We start from the raw sequence: 18,939 nt of genomic DNA, 5'->3' as shown, positions 1-18,939 counted from the left end.
CTTAGCGCTCGCGACGGATTTCGCTTTCGTGCCAACGCCCGAGGACGAGGCGCGACAGCCAGCTCGTGATGAGGAAGATCACAATGCCGAGCAACGAGACGAGGAAAAGTGCCGCAAACATGCGCGGAATTTCGTTGCGGAAGCTCGATTCCAGAATACGCGAGGCAAGACCCGTGCTCTGGCCTGCCGTACCGGCAACGAACTCAGCCACGACTGCACCGATCAGCGACAGGCCACCGGCGATTTTCAGCGCGGCCATGAAATAGGGTAATGCGCTCGGTGCCAGCAGATAGCGCAGGCGCTGCCATGGAGAAGCGCGGTAGAGCTTGAACAGGTCGCGCAGATTGTGATCGGCGCTGCGCAATCCAATCACCGTGTTGGAGAGAATCGGGAAGAAGGCGACGATCCATGCACAGATCAACAGGGCTGAAAATGTATCGCGCACATAGATCAGGATGAGCGGCGCAATAGCGATTACCGGCGTGACCTGAAGAATAACGGCGAAGGGAAAGAACGCCATTTCTATCGGGCGCGACAAGGCGAAGACCATGCCGAGCAGAATGCCGCCGATAATGGCACAGGCGAGCGAGATCAGGGTCAGCTTTACCGTAAACCACATGGACGCCATCAGGGACGGACCATCTTTGAAAAGCGTTTCGGCAATGAGCGATGGCGCGGGGATCAGGTAGTGCGGCACCTGATAGTAACGGACGAGACCTTCCCATACGCCGAGCGCTATGATGATTGCCAGTGTCGGCATGACGATGCGCAAGGTGCGCTCGCGCCGGGCGAGGCGGTCCTGTTCGGAATTGAGAACGGGCAGTTCGTTTTGCATCTGGTTCATTTGCATGTCCTCAGTGATCTATATCTTCAGAGGAAAGCGTCGCGGTCAGTGCATCGGAAACCTTGGCGCAATATTTCGCGTAAGCATCCGTCGTGCGGTAGTTTTCAGCACGGGGATATGAACCGATGATCGGTATATCGGCAACTACGCGCCCTGGTCTTGCCGCCATGACGATGACACGGTTCGACAGGTAGACCGACTCGTAAACGCTGTGGGTGACGAAGATCACCGTCAGGCCGTGTTCCTGCCAAAGACGCAGCACATCGTTGTTGAGCTTGAAGCGCGTCATCTCGTCGAGAGCTGCAAAAGGTTCGTCCATCAAGAGAAGACGTGGACGTGTAACCAGCGCGCGAGCGATGGAAACGCGCATTTTCATCCCGCCAGACAGCTCCCGTGGAAATGCCTTGGCAAAACGCGACAGGCCAACCTGTGCCAGCGCTTCTTCAACACGCGGGGTTGCTTCCTTGCGGGAAATTCCAGAAAGCCGCAGCGGCAGATAGACATTGTCGAAAACGCTGGCCCACGGCATCAGCGTCGGTTCCTGAAAAACGAAACCGATATCCTGTGCGCCAATAGGTCCCTTCCCAGGAGCATGGCCGTTGACGCGGATATCACCGGCGGAAATCGATTCCAGACCGGCGATCATGCGTAGCGCCGTACTCTTGCCGCAGCCCGAAGGGCCGAGAAAACTGACGAACTGGCCTTGCTCGATCTTGAGCGACATGTCGCTCACAGCCATCACACCAGTGCCATATTGCTTGTAGACGCCATCGATCTCGATCAGAGAGGACGGAACTTGCGAGTTGGGGGCCACGCTCATTGTCCTTATCAGACGGGTTGCCAAGCAGGTTGATTATCGAGCCAGGAAAGTGGCGCTCGTTCGATTTCTGCGAGAACCTCGACCAGCCGCTCGGCAGCGAAGTCGATGGTCGCTCGACCCTTTTCGGCTGTCGCGAGCGTCGCATTGCCAGCGGCACCATAAGGATTGATGTCCTGAATCTGCCAGGCAGGCTTCGCGCCACCGCTCAGTGAAAGATACTTGAAATCACTTGCGAAAGTTTCCGTAAGCGTATGGAAATCCTGCGCTTTCGACATATCGACGAGGTTGGGGTGCATTTCCAGCATAACCGAGGTTTCCATGTCGCCGGCATGAATGCCGTGCTTGGCGTCGTGGTCGCTGTAGACGCCTTCAGGCATTCCGAGGCCGAACCAGTTGATACTCACTATCATCATGTTGTGACGGATGCGAAGTTCGCGCGCCACGATATCCATGACGCTAATCTGACCACCATGGCTGTTGAGAATCGCCATCTTGCGAACGCCGCTTGCTGCCACGCAGCTACCTATTTCGCACCACATGCGAATAATCGTCTCTGCCGAGAACGTCAGCGTGCCCGGATAAAGACTGTGCTCGTTGCTCTTGCCGATGGCCTGCGTCGGCAGGAAAAGCGCGTGGCTTGTTTCAGGCAGGCGGGCGATTGTTTCCTTCACCATGCCGTCGACAATGGCGGCATCGACCGCCAGCGGCAGGTGAGGTCCATGCTGTTCAATTGCGCCGACAGGCAGAACCGCCACGAGCTTCTCGCGATCGAGGCGGGAGAATGCCTCGCTCGTATAATCGGACCAATATCGTTTCAAGATTGCAACTCCTACACGCTCGGGCCAAGGGCGTTAGAGCGCATCCCGAAAAGTGTGAAAAGGTTTTCGGAACAAGATGCGCGTCAAACCAGATTTGATGCATCCTACTAAACAATCTGACCGATCGGTCAAACTAAATGTTTTAAATATTCGAATTGCGTGCAATTAAGGTGTGAATCCGTGGCTATTTGGCCACGCGGCGGGCCGCGACACGTTTATGATGTGCGGAAATTCCGGAGGTCCTATGGACGACAGATGCATTATTATTGGGGCTGGTCATGCCGGCTCGCAGGCCGCTATCAGTCTTCGGCAGGAAGGCTATGCAGGCGAAATCGTTCTCATCAACGATGAAGCCGACATTCCCTATCATAAGCCGCCGCTCTCCAAATCTTATCTGAAAGCTCCGGAAGGCGGCGGTCTGGTGCTGCGCCCGGAAGCAACCTATCGCGATAACAATATCGAGATGCTGTTCGGCTATCACGTCGATGCCGTATCGATTGCAGACAAGACAGTTGCGCTTGATGGCGGACGCATCTTGAACTGGTCTGAACTGATCTTCGCGACCGGCGCACGTGCGCGTATTCCCAATGTGCCGGGTGTCGGGCTTGACGGTGTCTTTACGCTGCGCCGGATGGAAGATGCACGCCGCATCGCAGCAGCAATGCCGAATGTCGAGAACGTCGTCATTATCGGCGGCGGTTTCATTGGCCTTGAAATGGCCCATAGCGCAATCGCACTCGGCAAAAAGACGATTCTGATCGAAGCCGCGCCGCGTGTGCTGGGTCGTTCGGTTGCAACGCACATCTCCGCCCATGTGGAAGCACGCAGTCGCGCCGCCAATATCACACTTTTGACCGGTCTCGGTGTGACGGCAATCGAGGGTGAGAATAATCATGTTACTGGCGTGAAAGCGGCGGACGGCAGGATATTCCCGGCGGATATGGTGGTGATCGGCACTGGTGCGGTGCCGAACGTGGAGCTTGCAGTCGCAGCGGGGCTTGCGATCGACAACGGGATTGTTGTGGACGAGCATCTGCGTACGTCTGCCAGCCACGTCTACGCTATTGGCGATTGCGTGAGCTATGATCATTTTCACGCCGGTCGCCGGGTTCGGTTGGAGTCCGTGCAGAACGCGACCGATCAGGCAAAGCATGTGGCGCGCACCATTGTCGGACGCGAAGCGCCGTTTCGGGAGGTCGCCTGGTTCTGGTCCGATCAGGGCGATATGAAGTTGCAGACGGCAGGACTTTCCTTCGATGCTGACCGGCACATCCTTTCGGGAAATCCAGAAGAAAACGCATTCTCCATCTTCCACTTTGCCGGTGACAGGCTTTTGGCTGTCGATTCCATCAATCGTCCAGCGGATCATATGATCGCGCGCCGCCTTCTGGCGGCTGGGATCAATCCGACCGAGGCCGATATTGCTGCCGGGGCAGTACGGCTGAAAGAAATGCTGGCTGCCGCACCGAAATCTTGAGGAGCCACGATGGTTATTCTGAAACATCTGCTACCTGCTGACATGGCAGCGCCGTTTGCCGCCTACAGTCATGGCGTCAAGGTAGAAGCCGGTGCTGAAATGATTTTCTGCTCCGGTCAGCTTGGTATCGCGTCCGATGCCAGCGTGCCGGAAGACGCAGGCGCTCAGGCCGAACTCTGCTTCGAGAATATTCGCCGTATTCTGCGCGATGGCGGTATGGAGCTTTCCGATGTCGTGCGCATCAACGCTTACGTCACTGACCGGGCATATATGCGTCCTTATATGGACGTCCGCGACAGGCTGTTCCCGCAGCCTGCGCCAGCCTCGACGCTGATGATCGTTTCCGGCTTCACGCGCGAGGAATTCAAGGTCGAGATCGAGGTGGTTGCGGCCAAGTAATCTGTTATCGCCGCGCCGTCTAAGCGTGCAACAATGCGTATCGCCATTGCCTGAAAGGAATGGTAGGGTTGTCGGACATCCTCCATTCTCTTCAGGCTCATTCATGTCAGAAATTCAGCCTTCGGCTTCATCGCCGGAAACTTCGCCACGTTCGTCTATACGACTGGCGGAACTAGCGCTTGCCATCGGTGGCTTTGGTATCGGCACCGGTGAATTCGCCATTATGGCGCTGCTGCCCGATATCGCTCGCGACCTCAATGTGACTATACCGCAAGGTGGGCACCTCATCAGCTCCTATGCGCTTGGTGTTCTGATTGGTGCTCCGGTGCTGGCCGTGATCGGTGCAAGAATGGACCGTCGCAAGCTTCTCTTTCTGCTTATGGGTCTGTTCGCCTTTGGCAATCTCGCAAGCGCATTCATGCAGAACTATGCAGGTCTTTATATGATGCGGTTTGTCGCCGGTTTCCCGCATGGGGCTTACTTCGGCGTGGCTTCGCTTGTCGCTGCATCATTGGCGGAACCGGGCAAACGTGCGCAGGCAGTGGGGCGGGTGATGATGGGACTGACCGTCGCCACATTGTGTGGGACGCCGCTTGCGACTTCTCTCGGTCAGATCGCCGGATGGCGTGCAATGTTTGGCGCGGTCGGCTTGATTGCAATTCTAACTATGATGCTGGTCGCGGTCTATGTGCCCAAACAGCCTGCAGATGCGGGAGCGTCACCCTTGCGCGAACTGGGAGCATTTCGCCGCAAGCAGGTCTGGCTGACGCTCGGAATTGGTGCCATCGGCACGGGTGGCTTGTTTTCCGTCTTTACCTATGTTGCGGCGACCGTCACCGAGGTTTCGCATATCGATGTGAAATGGATGCCTTTCGTGTTCGCCATGTTCGGTCTGGGCATGGTGCTTGGCAATATAGTGGGGTCGCGACTGACGGATCGCTCTGTCATGGGAACGGTTGGCTTGGTGCTGCTCTATGATATGGCAGTCATGCTGGTATTCCCCATGCTCATGCAGCATCCGGTGACAGCATTTTTGAACGTGCTTCTGGTCGGAGGCGGATTTGCACTCGTCCCTGCCTTGCAGACGCGCCTGATGGATGTGGCGGCGGACGCACAGACGCTGGCCGCAGCCCTCAACCATTCCGCACTTAATCTTGCCAATGCATTGGGAGCATGGCTCGGCGGGCTGGCGGTTGCATGGGGGTATGGCTGGACATCGACGGGTACAGTCGGTGCGTTGCTCGCATTGTCTGGCCTGGTGGTCTTCGCAATCTCGGTTGCGTTCGACAGGCGCGGTGCGGCGAGGCTCGCCTCGCAAGAAATTTAAGCACCCCACAAACGAAAATACCCGTCGCGGGAGGAGGCGACGGGTATTTTATGGGTAAGACCGGACTTGGGAGGAGGACATCCGGTCTTGAATCACCGAGGGAATGGGAGGAGGAGAAAACCCCGGTGATATTCTGGAAACTGTAGGATCGCGCGGTTATGGGGACTCGCGATCCTTTGAGAAGGCAATGCCTTCCGAAGGTGCTATTAACGAGCAGCGGCCTTGCGTGCAACGAACGGAATTTCCGAAGCAAGAATGCCAAGGTCGTTCAGTTCGCGTGGGCTCAGGCGGCTCAGTTCGTTTACCGTGTTACGGTAGCGGCGCCAGTTGTTGTACGAGCGGATCAGGTTCATTTCTCTCACCTAGTAAAATCTTATCTCTTTGTTGCAAACAGCATATAGGCTTGAAGCATTACGAATTGGAGAGACAGATTTGCATAGCTGCAATGCGTTAAAGCTTGTCAATTGCACGCCTTTTACGCAGCTCGGCCATCATGCCATCACAATCATCTGTCCAAGTGGGGAAACCGCCAGAATTCAGGCTGCTTCGGCGGCTAAGTGGTTAAAACCTCTTTAAAAATTTGCTTGCCGAGAATATCTCCACAAAATGTGGAGAACAGAGAAACTCGTGAGGGTGTCAGGCAGGGTGATCATGCGGCCTCGTCGGTGCCGTAATATGCATGTATTATAGAGTATAAATCTGAACCTCCGTCAGCTTTAGATTTTGTCGCAAAAGTCCGGGATATAGTCGGTTAGAGACAACAATTCCACATGACTTGCGCGCCGGATTGGGTTAAGGGAGTTTCGTCGGGTGCCGGGACGTCATGCTGAATGATGTTCTTGCACTGTCTGTCTGCGGGAGAGCGCCAACTGGCCGCCGAAGGGGAAATCGCCCGAAATCTCTCAGGTACAAGGAACCGCAGACGGGTAAGACAACTCTGGAAAGTCGGGGGAAACCCCGCGCCGAAGGTGTAAGTGTAGCATCCTTGCTATGCGAGTCTCTCAGGCCTGAGACAGAGGGGCACGAAGCAACCGCATTTTGCGGAGGCACACGTGCGACTCTGGAGTTGTTATGGGCGATACCGCACACTTGAATACCCTGCCATTGCAGGATTTGCATGAAGAAGCTGGCGCGCGCTTCGGTGGCTTTGCCGGTTGGAACATGCCGATCACCTATCCGCTGGGCGTGATGAAGGAACATCTTCACACGCGCGAGCATGTTGGCCTCTTCGATATTTCTCATATGAAGCTGATCGACGTTTCGGGCGCAGATGCTATCGCACTGCTGAGCGAAACCTGTCCGCTTGATCCATCGGCTCTGAAAACCGGCCAGTCGAAATACACGTTCTTCCTCAATGACAAGGGCGGTGTTCTTGATGATCTGATCGTCACGCGCCTTGGCGAAGATCGTTTCATGGTTGTTGCCAACGCGGGCAACGCTGATGCCGATATTGAACATCTTAATGAAGCTGCATCGGGTAAGAACGTAACCGTCAACCCGCTTGATCGTGTGTTCCTTGCCATTCAGGGTCCGGAAGCCGAAAGCGTCATTAATGATGCAGGTTTGGCCGGCGCAGAACTCAGCTTTATGAGCGGCTTTGAGCCCAAAGCTGGTTGGTTCATGACCCGTTCGGGCTATACCGGCGAAGACGGTTTTGAAATCGGCCTGCCTGTTGATGAAGCGCGCGCACTTGCAGCCAAGCTTCTGGCCGACGAACGCGTCGAATGGATCGGCCTTGCCGCTCGCGACAGTCTGCGCCTTGAAGCCGGTCTCTGCCTGCACGGTCAGGACATAACGCCGGAAACGGATCCTGTTTCGGCGGGTCTCACTTGGGCAATCGCCAAGCCTGTGCGCGAAAAGGCTGCGTTCAACGGCGCAAAGGCTGTGCTGGACGCGATCGCCAAGGGCGCATCTGCCAAGCGCGTCGGCCTGAAGCCTGAAGGCCGCCAGCCAGTGCGCGGCGGTGCAGACTTGTTCGATGAAACCGGTCGCCAGATCGGTACTGTTACTTCTGGTGGTTTTGGACCATCGGCAGGCTTCCCTGTTGCCATGGGCTATGTCGAGGCAAGCCTCGCTACCCCCGGCACACGTGTTTTCGCTGACGTTCGCGGCAACAAGGTTCCCGTTGACGTTTCGGCACTTCCCTTCACACCGCATCGCTATCGCAAAGGATGATTTCCATGGCCAATATCCTGTTCACCGAAGATCACGAGTGGATCAGCGTCGAAGGTGGCGTTGCCACTGTGGGCATTACGATCCACGCACAGGAACAGCTCGGCGACCTCGTATTCGTAGATCTGCCGGAAGTCGGTCGCACCGTTTCCAAGGGCGAAGGCATTGTGGTTGTGGAATCGGTCAAAGCCGCTTCCGACGTTTACGCTCCGGTCGATGGCGAAGTGGTTGAAGTCAACGAAGCCGTTTCGGGCGATCCAGCTCTCATCAATCAGGCTGCTGAAGGCGAAGGCTGGCTGTTCAAGCTGAAGCTTTCCGATGAAGGCCAGCTTTCGGGACTTCTCGACAAGGCTGGTTACGACAAACTCGTAGGATAAAGAAATGACGCAACAGGTTCTTCCCTTTGTTGCCCGTCATATCGGGCCAAGAGTTGAAGACGAGCGCGCAATGCTTGCAGCGCTCGGTCTTCCTTCCATGGAAACGCTGATCACACAGGCTGTTCCGGCATCCATCCGCCTCAACCGTGCGCTCGATCTGCCAGCAGCTTTGAGCGAACACGCAGCACTTGCCGAGCTCAATGAAATCATGGGCCGCAATGTGGTGAAGAAGAGCTTCATCGGTGCGGGCTATCATGGTGTGCAGACGCCACCCGTCATCCAGCGCAACCTGTTTGAAAATCCAGCCTGGTACACGGCTTACACGCCTTACCAGTCGGAAATCAGCCAGGGTCGTCTGGAGCTTCTGTTCCACTTCCAGACGCTTGTTGCCGAGCTTTCCGGTCTGCCGGTTGCCTGTGCATCGCTGCTGGATGAAGCAACTGCTGTTGCTGAAGCTGTGGGTGTTGCCGTCCGTCATCATCGCGACAAGCGCAGCCGTGTTCTGCTTGCAGGTGAGCTGCATCCGCAGAGTGTTGACGTGATCAACACCCGCGCGGAGCCGCTTGGCTGGCAAGTTGAAACCGGAAGCACGGTTGATGATAATACCGCAGCCATCATCGTTCCATGGCCGGATACACGCGGCGTTTATGGCGACTTCACCGCTGTCATCACCGATGCCAAGGCCAAGGGCGCGCTGGTTATCGCTGTTGCCGACCCGCTGGCGCTGACCATTATGGAGGCTCCTGCAAAGTGGGGTGCGGACATGGCTGTCGGCTCCATGCAGCGCTATGGTGTTCCAATGGGCTTTGGCGGCCCGCACGCTGCATATCTCGCAGTATCCGAGCCACTGACGCGTATCATTCCGGGCCGTATCGTCGGCCAGTCGGTCGATGCGCATGGCCGTGCGGCCTACCGTCTGGCGCTCCAGACGCGTGAGCAGCATATCCGCCGCGACAAGGCGACGTCCAACATCTGCACCGCGCAGGCATTGCTTGCCAATATGGCTGCATCCTTTGCTATCTGGCATGGTCCTGCTGGTTTGCAGGCTATTGCAACGCGTGTTGCTGGTCTTGCGTCGCGTTTTGCGACGGGCCTCAAGGCTGCAGGCGTCGAAGTTGCTGGCGACAGTCTGTTCGACACAGTTAGCATCAAGGTTTCCGGCAAGGCGCAAGCCTTTGCGGACGAAGCCGACATGGGCGGTCGTCTGCTCCGCATTATCGATGCGGATACAGTTGGCGTTACCTTCGATGAAACCTCCACCGAAGACGATCTTGCCGCGCTCGCGGTGCTATTCGGTGCCAAGCCGGTTGACGACGACAAGGTTCTGGTTCCTGGCAACGGACGCGGTGAAGGCTTCCTGACCCAGGATGTTTTCCATTCGCATCGGTCGGAAACTGAGATGATGCGCTTTCTGCGTCGTCTGGCCGACAAGGATCTGGCGCTTGATCGCGCGATGATCCCGCTTGGCTCCTGCACGATGAAGCTCAATGCGGCAGCAGAAATGATGCCCGTGAGCTGGAACACGGTTGCCAATTTGCATCCGTTCGCGCCTGCGGCCCAGACCGAAGGCTATGCCAAGATGACCTCGGACGTCGAAGCATGGCTTTGCGAAGTCACCGGCTTTGCAGGTGTATCGTTGCAGCCAAATGCTGGTAGTCAGGGCGAATATGCGGGTCTTCTCGCAATCCGCCACTATCACCAGTCACGCGGTGAAGGCCATCGCAACATCTGCCTTATTCCATCGTCTGCGCATGGCACCAATCCTGCCAGCGCATCGATGGCTGGTATGAGCGTTGTGGTCGTCAATTGCCGCCCGGACGGCGATATCGACATTGATGATCTGAAAGCCAAGGCTGAAAAGCACCGCGATAATCTTGCGGCGTTCATGATCACCTACCCATCGACCTATGGCGTGTTCGAAGAAGGCATCAAGGCTTTCTGCGAAATTGTCCATGACAATGGCGGTCAGGTCTATTTCGACGGTGCGAACCTCAATGCACTCGTTGGCCTCGCTCGTCCTTGCGATATTGGCGCTGACGTCTGCCACATGAACCTGCACAAGACCTTCTGCATTCCGCATGGCGGCGGCGGTCCAGGTGTTGGTCCGATTGGTGTGGCCAAGCACCTGGTGCCTTATCTGCCGGGCCATGTTGATCTCGGTTCCAAGCATGCCGTTTCGGCAGCACCGTTTGGCAGTGCATCCATTCTGGTCATTACGTGGATGTATATTCGCATGATGGGGGGCGCGGGTCTCAAGAAGGCAACCGAGGCTGCAATCCTCAACGCCAACTACATTGCGCATCGTCTGAAGGACGCCTATCCGATCCTTTATACCGGCGCACATGATCGTGTGGCGCATGAGTGCATTGTGGATACGCGCGTGCTGAAAGACAGCGCAGGCATCACTGTAGAAGACGTGGCCAAGCGCCTCATCGACTATGGTTTCCATGCACCAACCATGTCATGGCCGGTTGCTGGAACGCTGATGATTGAGCCGACCGAGTCCGAGCCGAAGTCGGAAATCGATCGCCTTTGCGATGCGATGATTGCCATTGCAGGTGAAGCGAAGAAGGTTGCCGACGGTGTCTGGCCTGCGGATGACAACCCGCTTGCCAATGCTCCGCACACGGCTGGCGATACGCTGGCAACGGAATGGACGCATCCTTACACGCGTGAGGAAGCGGTGTTCCCGGCCAGCTCGCTTGATGGCGACTTTGATGCGACAGCAAAATACTGGCCGCCGGTCAGCCGTGTCGACAATGTCGGCGGCGACAGAAATCTCATCTGTTCTTGCCCGCCTGTGGCAGCATACGGTTGAGAAGAACTGTACATTTGTTAATGACAAGCGCCGCGGTAACGCGGCGCTTTTTTTGTTGAAGTTAACTGGTATTCGCGGATTAACTGGAATTCGATTAATCAGATTGCGAGTGATTAGAGTGAAGATAAAACATTCCAATTAATCTTTTTAAAACAGATAGTTGTAGAGTTTTTACGTTCCCGGTGAAACAAACAGAAATCAGGATTCCAGGTAAAAAAAGAGCCGGACTGAAAAAGTCCGGCTAAGTTATGAAGGTGCCACTTGGGCAAACCTCCAGAGGGGAACACTTACCGCGCGCAATGGGAGGAGGCACAGCGGTAAGTGACTGTGATATGGATCAGCTCGCTCCAATCTTCAACCCCTAAATTGCAAAAATTTTTGACCATTTCGGAAAATTTTGAAATTTCGAGCGGTTCAACACGAAGAACGCGCACAGGCTGCAAATGATACGTTTCATTTCGGTACGGGAATTGCGAGAAAATCCCGAATTATTTCCGTGAGATAAGATGTAAAATTGAGTTATGTGGATTGAGTGTTTGCGACCGCGACTAAAGAGTTGTGACCTAAACGCATGAAATCATTAGAACAATTCTAAAACATTCCAATGCATGTCAAGCTCATTTGGCTTGCAGCGCTGGCTGTGCGGATATAAAAGATGACCAAATGACGAAGGCTTCATGCTGGGCTTGAAGAGAAGCGACCGAATGACAGGCCGATTTCTCTATCTTTTGGATAGTTGGAATGCTCGTACCTTTTCTAATCATGTTTCGCGAAGGCGTGGAAGCCGCGCTGATCGTCGGCATTATAGCCAGTTATCTTCATCAGACTGGCCGCAGCGCCTGGATGCCTGTGGTGTGGATCGGCATCTTGTTGGCACTCGCTATGTCACTGGCCGTTGGCGCCATCCTGCAGCTTCTCAGCGCAGAGTTCCCACAGAAAGCGCAGGAACTGTTCGAAGCCATTATCGGTCTGATCGCTGTGTTCGTATTGACGTCGATGGTTTTCTGGATGCGCAAGGCCGCACGCTCCATCAAGTCGGAACTGCATCACTCCATCGATGCAGCGTTTCAAACACCAACGCATAAGGGCTTCGGCCTCATTCTGATGGTGTTCTTCGCCGTCGCACGTGAGGGGCTTGAGTCTGTCTTCTTTCTACTGGCGGCTTTCCAGCAGAGCGAGGGCGCTGCTGCACCGCTTGGTGCGCTTCTTGGCGTATTGCTCGCTGCCGTCGTTGGCTATGGCATCTATAAAGGTGGTCTGAGGCTGAACCTTCGCCGCTTTTTCCGCTGGACCGGCGTTTTCATTCTGATCATTGCGGCGGGCATTCTCGCCAATTCAGTCATGGCGCTGCACGAAGCCGGTGTCTGGAATCATTTCCAGACGGTCGTGTTCGATGCAAGCGATATTCTTCCGCTCGACAGCACGCTTGGCTCCGTTCTGGCGGGTGTTTTCGGTTACATCGCCACGCCGACTGTCAGTGAAGTGGTTGCCTATGTGGCTTTCCTCGTTCCGGCGCTCATTCTGTTCCTGATGCCAGCAAACGCATCGGCAACTGCAAGTCAGGCCAAATCAAGCGCACAATAAAAGAGATTTTCATGACGAATTCGAAGCCCGCTGAACCTATCTCACGCAATCTGGTCCGCATAGGACTGGTTCTAGCCGTGCTGCTGCTGCTCGCCGCTGGTGCTGCGTTTTACTATGCATCCCGTGTGTCGGACAAAGCCCGCCATGCAGAAGCCAGCGACAAAATACAGGTGGCGATCAACGGTAAGAGTTGTGAGCCGAACGAACTGACAGTTCCAGCAGGGCGCTCGGTATTCGAAATCATCAACCAGTCCGACCGTACAGTGGAGTGGGAAATCCTTGATGGCGTGATGGTTCTCGAGGAGCGTGAAAATATTGCACCGGGATTCAAGCAGACACTCGCCGCCAAGCTGACACCCGGCGAGTACCAGATCACCTGCGGGCTTCTGTCCAATCCGCGTGGGAAGTTGATCGTGACCGCGACCGCTGCCAGTGAAGCAGAAAAGGGTAAGCCCCCGCTTACGGCTTTCATCGGTGCATTGGCCGAATATCAGATTTATCTCACCACTGAAGTAACCGAATTCCAGGAGGCGGTTGCGAAGCTCTCCGCTGCAATATCGAGCGGTAATCTTGAAGCTGCGCAGGCTGCGTACGGTCCGGCGCGTGGAGCTTATGCACGCATTGCTCCCGTTTCGGAAGCATTCTCCGATCTCGATACCGCTATCAACGCCCGTGCCGACTATTTTGAGAAGCGTGAACAGGATCCGGCTTTCGGTGGTCTGCACCGCATTGAGTACGGTCTTTTCGAGCAAAAGTCCGTCGATGGACTTACGACTGTTGCCGGCAAGCTTGAGCAGGATGCCGCTGCATTGAAAGAGCGCATTCGGGGACTTCGTATCTCACCGGATCGCATGTTGGCGGGCACGGCTTCCGCTTTGAACCGCTTTGCTTCGACTGCTTCCGATGTGGGTGAAGATCGCTATGCACATACCGATCTGCAAGCTTTGTCTGGGCTTCTCGAAGGCTCCGGCAAGACAGCCAGCGTTCTGCGTCCGATCGTTGAAAAAGTCGATCCGAAGGCATTTGAGGACATCGACAAGGATGCTGTTTCGATCAAGGCGCTGCTCGATGCAGATGCTGAAGGCAATGGCTACAAGACATTCGATGCTCTGTCTTCTGACGAAAAGGCAAAAATAAAGGATGGCGCATCTGCACTCGCCGCACAGTTTACGAAACTCCGTGATCAGCTTGGGGTAGAATGATGACCAAAAAATTTTTCAAAACAGATAAGATAACCACTGAAGAGCCTGCTTCTGCCAGTCGGCGCGCATTGCTGCTGGGGGCCGGAGCAACCGGTGTTGCGGGAGCCGTTGCCGGTGTACTTGCCCCGCAGGCAGCCCATGCGCTTTCTTCCGAAAGTGTAACCAATGCGCCGGAAAGCGATAAGATTCACGAGAAGCAGCCATTTTACGGGAAGCATCAGCCGGGTATCGTTACGCCTCGTCCCGCTGCCGGTCTCATCGCCTCATTCGATGTGCTGGCACGCGATCGCGCCGAACTGGAGCGTATGTTCAAGACGCTCACTGAGCGGGCCGAATTTTTGATGAAGGGCGGGGAGCCGCCGGAACTCGATGCGAAGTTTCCGCCATCCGATTCCGGTATTCTTGGGCCTTTGGTCACGCCTGATAATCTCACAGTTACGGTCGCGCTTGGCGCATCACTGTTCGATGATCGTTTCGGCCTGAAGCCGTTGAAGCCAAAACTTCTACAACGCATGACCGGTTTCCCAAATGATGCCTTGCAGAAGGATATCTGCCATGGGGATCTGGTTCTGCAGTTCTGTTCGAATACGCCAGACACAAACATCCATGCTCTGCGTGACATCATGAAGAACATGCCAGATCTTCTGATGGTGCGGTGGAAGCAGGAGGGGACGGTTCCTGTACAGCCGCCGCACTCGCCCAAGGCGAAGGAAAGCGCCCGGAATTTCCTCGGCTTCCGCGATGGATCCGCCAATCCGGATTCCTCTGATGAGGCACTGATGAACCGCATTTTGTGGGTGCAGAAGCAAAACGAAGAACCGGATTGGGCGACCAGTGGCAGCTATATGGCTGTACGCATCATTCGTAATTTCGTCGAACGCTGGGACCGCACGCCGCTGCAGGAGCAGGAAGCCATTTTCGGGCGCCTCAAGAACAGCGGGGCACCATTCGACGGTAAGACCGAAGCCGATGTTCCCAATTACACGAAGGATGTCGATGGCAAGGTGACGCCGTTGGACTCGCATATTCGCTTGGCAAATCCGCGTGATGCCAGTGCTGAACAGCACCTTATTTTGCGTCGGCCATTCAATTATTCCAACGGTGTCAGCAAGTCGGGCCAGCTTGATATGGGCCTGCTCTTCATCGCCTATCAGGCCGATCTGGAGAAGGGTTTCATCACTGTCCAGAACCGGCTCAACGGGGAACCGCTGGAAGAATATCTGAAACCCATCGGAGGCGGGTATTTCTTCGCGCTGCCGGGTGTTCAGGATCACAAGGACTACTACGCGCGCGCACTTTTAGAGGCCAGCGGTCCGCAGAATGCCCGCGGGTGAGGATCGCATCTCAAGTTTGGATTTAACGCGCATTCCCGCAATGCGCCCTATATGGAGAGGCAAAATATGAAGTATCGTCTGCCATTGCTGGCATCGGCATGTGCCGTTGCTCTCACGCTGAGCTTCGGCGTGGCCAAGGCTGAAGTTTCACCGCTGGACCTTGTCCAGCCTATTGCGGATTACAAGGTCTACGTGCAGGAAAACCTCGATATCCTGGTGAAGGATACGAAGGCTTTTACCGATGCAGTGAAGGCAGGCGATCTGGAGAAAGCGAAGGAGCTATATCCTTCTTCACGCGTTTCCTACGAAAAGATCGAACCGATTGCCGAGCTTTTCGCCGATCTTGACGCTTCGATCGACAGTCGTGCCGATGATCACGAAAATGGCGAAAAATCGGAAGATTTCACTGGATTTCACCGTATTGAATATGGCTTGTTCGCACAGAATTCGACCGAAGGACTCGCCCCGGTTGCAGACAAGCTTTACGCCGATGTACTGGAACTTCAGAAGCGCGTGAAAGACCTCACCGTTCCGCCGGAAAAGGTGGTGGGTGGTGCTGCTGCCTTGCTTGAAGAAGTGGCGGCAACCAAGATTTCTGGTGAGGAAGATCGCTACAGCCACACCGATCTTTGGGATTTCAAGGCCAATGTTGACGGCGCCCAGAAAATTGTCGAGCTTTTCAAGCCGCTGTTGGAAAAAGAGAATCCGGACCTTGTGAAGAAGGTGGAAGCCAACTTCAAGACGGTCGACGACATTCTTGCCAAGTACAAGAAGGGTGACGGTTATGAATCCTATGACAAGCTGTCGGATGATGACCGCAAGGCGCTTGCTGGTCCAGTGACTACGTTGGCTGAGGATCTTTCCACGCTGCGCGGTACGCTTGGTTTGAACTAAAGAAATGAAAATGGCGGGGTGACCCGCCATTTTCACGCGCTCATGCGCAGTTTGATTTCGGCATTGAGGAGAATGCGCTGTGTTTCCGGAAACTCCAGCCGGCTATCAACCGTCTCACCCAACGTTCTGAACAAAAGCTCAATCGCCAGCCGTCCGATCTCATTGTAATCCTGTGCCACGGTAGTAAGCGGCGGACACGTATATTCTGATAGCGGATTGTTATCGTGACCGGCAACACGGACGTCGCAATCCTTGAGCCTGCCGATTTTCAGACCAGCCTGCCAGAGTGCGCTTGTTACGCCAAAGGCGATACGGTCGTTGGAACACAGCACCGTGCTTGTTGGGAGACGGCCCTTTTCGCGCAAAATGCGCGCGGTTTGCTCGAATGCATAGTGTTCGAAATCCCAGTTTCGGCTCTGTTCGAGATCAATGATACGCGGCTCATAACCAAGCTTTTCCATTGCCTGTTGATAGGCATCTTGCCGCTTGATCGCGTTGTTATTGACCATCGGCATCGAAAAATAGCAGGGTTCGCTGCCTGAACGGCATAGATAATCGACAATCAGATGAAAGGATTTGAGATTATCCGTGCCGACAAAAGGCGAAGTGCTGTCTAGGGGAGAGTCGACATAGACAATAGGAACGTCGTCGGCGAGACGTGCCAGTGTCGAATGTTGCGACTCTTCGCCAAGCGGCGCAATGATTGCGCCCGCGACATTAAGCGAACGCAGAGTTTCAATTGCCTGCTTTTCCAACTCAGGTTTGCCATCGGATGACAGGACGATCGCAAGGTAGCCACGTTGCTCTGCAAGCGATTGCAGTCGCTTCGTCATCGCCATGTAGAAATGATCGAGCTGATTGGGAATTATTATACCCAGGATTGTTGTGCGACGCCGATTGAGATTCACCGCGAAAAGATTTGGACGAAAGCCGGATTGCTTGATTGCCGCTTCGATCAATTCCCGGGTCTTGGGACGGACAGAAGAAGGATCGCTAAAATATTTTGAGACCGTCGGGCGGGAGAGCCCTACGAATGCCGAGAAATCTTCCATGGTGCGTATCGTCTTGCGCACGTCTTTAGGTCCTGTTTGTCAGTCGCCGCGAACTTGTTCCACGCGGCAATGCCGTTTCTTGCGAAGCCGCCATATAAACTGGAATGTGCCGATTTCTCAGGACAAGGTCTGGCTCCTGTTGCCGCTTCCTCAACGATTTCAGGATGTTCCTCCAGCTCTGCTCGCCTTTGTTCTCCTTCGGGCGAAATGCAGCCAAACTGTCAAAGGCCGGGTCAAACGTCAAGCAGGCAAATGTATTTGCAGAGAATGATGCGGTGAATACCTATATGTGCTAAAACATCAATTCGTGAATTTGGCAGGTGGAAATATCCGTGATTTCAGCCTTGAGAACTGTTCACAAAACGGTCGTTTCTCCTCGCAACGCATAATCGAAAACCGTGCTTGACAAGCTACGGATAGCCGCGTCATAAATTTTACATATGTAAGAATTTTGCTATGCATTCGTAAAGGAGGAGACGAAATGCGGACCAAAACTTATGTGACAGGGCTTATTGCGTCTGCCGCTGGCGTCGCGATGCTGGCTGGTTCGGCGTGGGCGGAGGAGCTCACGATCGCAACGGTCAACAATGCCGATATGATCATCATGCAGAAGCTTTCGCCGGAATGGGAAAAGGCCACCGGCAACAAGCTCAACTGGGTGGTGCTCGAAGAAAACGTGCTGCGCCAGCGTGTTACCACTGACATCGCAACCAAGAGCGGCCAGTTCGACATCATGACCATCGGCGGTTACGAAACGCCAATATGGGGCAAGGCCGGATGGCTCCTTGCGGTCGATGATCTCGGCGACGATTACGACTATGACGATCTCATCAAGCCGGTACGCGCCGGTCTGACCGTCGATGGCAAGCTTTATGCGGTGCCATTCTACGCGGAAAGCTCGTTCACCCTTTATCGCAAGGATCTGTTCGAAGCTGCCGGCCTGAAAATGCCGGATGCGCCGACCTATGCCGAGATCAAGGAATTTGCGACCAAGCTCACCGATAAGTCGAAAGAACAGTACGGTCTCTGTCTGCGCGGCAAGCCGGGCTGGGGCGAAAACATGGCCTATCTTTCGACGCTGGTGAACACGTTCGGCGGTAGCTGGTTCGATGAGAACTGGAAGCCGCAGATGAGCTCCGATACCTGGAAAAAGGCCATCAATTTCTACGTCGATCTGATGAAGGAAGTAGGCCCTCCCGGAATCACCTCGAATGGCTTCAATGAAAATCAGGCGCTGTTCTCCACCGGCCATTGCGCCATGTGGATCGACGCCACCTCGGCTGCGGGCCGCATCTACGATCCGAAGCAGAGCCAAGTTGCCGACAAGGTCGCCTTCACCAAGGCTCCCGTCGAAGTGACGCCGAATGGCTCTTCATGGGCATGGTCGTGGAACCTCGCCATCCCGGCATCGACCAAGAAGGCGGAAGCCGCAAAGTCGTTCCTGAAATGGGCGACCTCGAAAGGCTATGTCGAACTGGTCGGCAAGTCGGAAGGCTGGGTTGCCGTTCCGCCAGGTACGCGTCAGTCGACCTACGCGAACGAAGAGTACAAGAAGGCCGCACCTTTCGCCGAGACAGTTCTCAAGGCGATCGAATCGGCTGACCCGACCAAGCCGACCAAGGACCCGGTTCCCTATACCGGTATCCAGTTCGTGGCGATCCCCGAATTCCAGGCGATTGGCACCATTGTCGGTCAGGCGATCTCTTCGGCTGTCGCCGGTCAGCAAAGCGTCGATGCGGCGCTCGACGGCGCGCAGAAGCAGGCCGAGCAGATCATGACGCAGTCCGGTTACATCAAGTAATCCGGTTACCATCAGCCTGC

16 protein-coding genes and 1 riboswitch are annotated in these 18,939 nt (G+C 55.2%); of the genes, 11 read left to right on the top strand and 5 right to left on the bottom strand.

Going from position 1 to position 18,939, the window contains the following annotated elements; all coding sequences use genetic code 11:
• Nucleotide 1: 1 nt before the first annotated feature.
• From ACYSN1_RS10790 to ACYSN1_RS10780, 3 genes are read right to left on the bottom strand one after another with little or no spacing between them, the layout of a single operon-like run.
• The gene (locus ACYSN1_RS10790) at nt 2-844 is read right to left on the bottom strand and encodes an ABC transporter permease (RefSeq protein WP_461725660.1); all 843 of its coding nucleotides are present in this window, start codon (nt 842-844) and stop codon (nt 2-4) included.
• A 10-nt stretch (nt 845-854) separates the two neighbouring features.
• Nucleotides 855-1,664 (bottom strand): ABC transporter ATP-binding protein, encoded by an 810-nt coding sequence (locus ACYSN1_RS10785; RefSeq protein ID WP_461725659.1) that lies wholly within the window; start codon nt 1,662-1,664, stop codon nt 855-857.
• An 8-nt stretch (nt 1,665-1,672) separates the two neighbouring features.
• Nucleotides 1,673-2,482 (bottom strand): creatininase family protein, encoded by an 810-nt coding sequence (locus ACYSN1_RS10780; protein WP_461725658.1) that lies wholly within the window; start codon nt 2,480-2,482, stop codon nt 1,673-1,675.
• 244 nt (nt 2,483-2,726) lie between these two features.
• Here ACYSN1_RS10780 and ACYSN1_RS10775 point away from each other — a divergent pair, with 244 nt between their 5' ends.
• From ACYSN1_RS10775 to ACYSN1_RS10765, 3 genes are all read left to right on the top strand, one after another.
• The gene (locus ACYSN1_RS10775) at nt 2,727-3,959 is read left to right on the top strand and encodes an NAD(P)/FAD-dependent oxidoreductase (protein ID WP_461725657.1); all 1,233 of its coding nucleotides are present in this window, start codon (nt 2,727-2,729) and stop codon (nt 3,957-3,959) included.
• Between the two features lie 9 nt (nt 3,960-3,968).
• Nucleotides 3,969-4,358, top strand: a complete 390-nt coding sequence (locus ACYSN1_RS10770) for a RidA family protein (protein ID WP_461725656.1) — start codon at nt 3,969-3,971, stop codon at nt 4,356-4,358.
• A gap of 103 nt (nt 4,359-4,461) precedes the next feature.
• Entirely contained in the window at nt 4,462-5,685 is a 1,224-nt protein-coding gene (locus ACYSN1_RS10765; protein ID WP_461725655.1) for an MFS transporter, read from the top strand.
• A 206-nt stretch (nt 5,686-5,891) separates the two neighbouring features.
• Here the strand turns inward: ACYSN1_RS10765 and ACYSN1_RS10760 are convergent, their stop codons facing one another.
• Nucleotides 5,892-6,038 carry a DUF1127 domain-containing protein gene (locus ACYSN1_RS10760; RefSeq protein ID WP_007879540.1) on the bottom strand — a complete coding sequence of 49 codons (147 nt, stop codon included), beginning with the start codon at nt 6,036-6,038 and terminating at the stop codon, nt 5,892-5,894.
• A gap of 492 nt (nt 6,039-6,530) precedes the next feature.
• Nucleotides 6,531-6,614: riboswitch (glycine riboswitch) on the top strand.
• 142 nt (nt 6,615-6,756) lie between these two features.
• Here ACYSN1_RS10760 and gcvT point away from each other — a divergent pair.
• The 7 genes from gcvT to efeO (ACYSN1_RS10725) all read left to right on the top strand — a co-directional run bounded on the left by gcvT (nt 6,757) and on the right by efeO (ACYSN1_RS10725) (nt 16,066).
• The gene (gcvT, locus tag ACYSN1_RS10755) at nt 6,757-7,860 is read left to right on the top strand and encodes a glycine cleavage system aminomethyltransferase GcvT (RefSeq protein WP_461725654.1); all 1,104 of its coding nucleotides are present in this window, start codon (nt 6,757-6,759) and stop codon (nt 7,858-7,860) included.
• Between the two features lie 5 nt (nt 7,861-7,865).
• On the top strand, nt 7,866-8,234 hold the full coding sequence (gene gcvH / locus ACYSN1_RS10750) for a glycine cleavage system protein GcvH (protein ID WP_140018969.1): 369 nt from the start codon (nt 7,866-7,868) through the stop codon (nt 8,232-8,234).
• A 4-nt stretch (nt 8,235-8,238) separates the two neighbouring features.
• Nucleotides 8,239-11,052 carry an aminomethyl-transferring glycine dehydrogenase gene (gene gcvP, locus ACYSN1_RS10745; RefSeq protein ID WP_461725653.1) on the top strand — a complete coding sequence of 938 codons (2,814 nt, stop codon included), beginning with the start codon at nt 8,239-8,241 and terminating at the stop codon, nt 11,050-11,052.
• A 741-nt stretch (nt 11,053-11,793) separates the two neighbouring features.
• The gene (gene efeU / locus ACYSN1_RS10740; RefSeq protein ID WP_461725652.1) at nt 11,794-12,636 is read left to right on the top strand and encodes an iron uptake transporter permease EfeU; all 843 of its coding nucleotides are present in this window, start codon (nt 11,794-11,796) and stop codon (nt 12,634-12,636) included.
• An 11-nt stretch (nt 12,637-12,647) separates the two neighbouring features.
• Nucleotides 12,648-13,838 carry an iron uptake system protein EfeO gene (gene efeO / locus ACYSN1_RS10735; protein ID WP_461725651.1) on the top strand — a complete coding sequence of 397 codons (1,191 nt, stop codon included), beginning with the start codon at nt 12,648-12,650 and terminating at the stop codon, nt 13,836-13,838.
• The gene (efeB, locus tag ACYSN1_RS10730; RefSeq protein WP_461725650.1) at nt 13,838-15,172 is read left to right on the top strand and encodes an iron uptake transporter deferrochelatase/peroxidase subunit; all 1,335 of its coding nucleotides are present in this window, start codon (nt 13,838-13,840) and stop codon (nt 15,170-15,172) included. The genes efeO (ACYSN1_RS10735) and efeB overlap by 1 nt, the downstream gene beginning before the upstream one ends.
• 66 nt (nt 15,173-15,238) lie before the next feature.
• Nucleotides 15,239-16,066: an iron uptake system protein EfeO gene (gene efeO / locus ACYSN1_RS10725; protein ID WP_461725649.1), complete on the top strand. Its 828-nt coding sequence runs from the start codon at nt 15,239-15,241 to the stop codon at nt 16,064-16,066.
• A gap of 32 nt (nt 16,067-16,098) precedes the next feature.
• On the opposite strand, the gene ACYSN1_RS10720 is transcribed toward efeO (ACYSN1_RS10725), so the two are convergent.
• Nucleotides 16,099-17,118, bottom strand: coding sequence for a LacI family DNA-binding transcriptional regulator (locus ACYSN1_RS10720; RefSeq protein ID WP_461725876.1), 1,020 nt, complete (start codon nt 17,116-17,118; stop codon nt 16,099-16,101).
• Between the two features lie 481 nt (nt 17,119-17,599).
• Between ACYSN1_RS10720 and ACYSN1_RS10715 the strand changes: the two genes are divergently transcribed.
• On the top strand, nt 17,600-18,919 hold the full coding sequence (locus ACYSN1_RS10715) for an ABC transporter substrate-binding protein (protein ID WP_461725648.1): 1,320 nt from the start codon (nt 17,600-17,602) through the stop codon (nt 18,917-18,919).
• Nucleotides 18,920-18,939: the final 20 nt, after the last annotated feature.

It is taken from the genome of Brucella sp. LJL56 (assembly GCF_054871705.1).
This window is presented reverse-complemented; position numbering and strand designations above follow the sequence as displayed.

Bases quoted from the DNA above. Each gene is read 5' to 3' on its own strand.
- ACYSN1_RS10770 (WP_461725656.1), top strand. From the start codon at position 3,969: ATGGTTATTCTGAAACATCTGCTACCTGCTGACATGGCAGCGCCGTTT.
- gcvH (WP_140018969.1), top strand. From the start codon at position 7,866: ATGGCCAATATCCTGTTCACCGAAGATCACGAGTGGATCAGCGTCGAA.
- efeO (WP_461725651.1), top strand. From the start codon at position 12,648: ATGACGAATTCGAAGCCCGCTGAACCTATCTCACGCAATCTGGTCCGC.
- ACYSN1_RS10775 (WP_461725657.1), top strand. From the start codon at position 2,727: ATGGACGACAGATGCATTATTATTGGGGCTGGTCATGCCGGCTCGCAG.
- gcvP (WP_461725653.1), top strand. From the start codon at position 8,239: ATGACGCAACAGGTTCTTCCCTTTGTTGCCCGTCATATCGGGCCAAGA.
- ACYSN1_RS10765 (WP_461725655.1), top strand. From the start codon at position 4,462: ATGTCAGAAATTCAGCCTTCGGCTTCATCGCCGGAAACTTCGCCACGT.
- gcvT (WP_461725654.1), top strand. From the start codon at position 6,757: ATGGGCGATACCGCACACTTGAATACCCTGCCATTGCAGGATTTGCAT.
- ACYSN1_RS10790 (WP_461725660.1), bottom strand. From the start codon at position 844: ATGAACCAGATGCAAAACGAACTGCCCGTTCTCAATTCCGAACAGGAC.
- efeB (WP_461725650.1), top strand. From the start codon at position 13,838: ATGACCAAAAAATTTTTCAAAACAGATAAGATAACCACTGAAGAGCCT.
- efeO (WP_461725649.1), top strand. From the start codon at position 15,239: ATGAAGTATCGTCTGCCATTGCTGGCATCGGCATGTGCCGTTGCTCTC.
- ACYSN1_RS10715 (WP_461725648.1), top strand. From the start codon at position 17,600: ATGCGGACCAAAACTTATGTGACAGGGCTTATTGCGTCTGCCGCTGGC.
- ACYSN1_RS10785 (WP_461725659.1), bottom strand. From the start codon at position 1,664: ATGAGCGTGGCCCCCAACTCGCAAGTTCCGTCCTCTCTGATCGAGATC.
- ACYSN1_RS10720 (WP_461725876.1), bottom strand. From the start codon at position 17,118: ATGGAAGATTTCTCGGCATTCGTAGGGCTCTCCCGCCCGACGGTCTCA.
- ACYSN1_RS10760 (WP_007879540.1), bottom strand. From the start codon at position 6,038: ATGAACCTGATCCGCTCGTACAACAACTGGCGCCGCTACCGTAACACG.
- efeU (WP_461725652.1), top strand. From the start codon at position 11,794: ATGCTCGTACCTTTTCTAATCATGTTTCGCGAAGGCGTGGAAGCCGCG.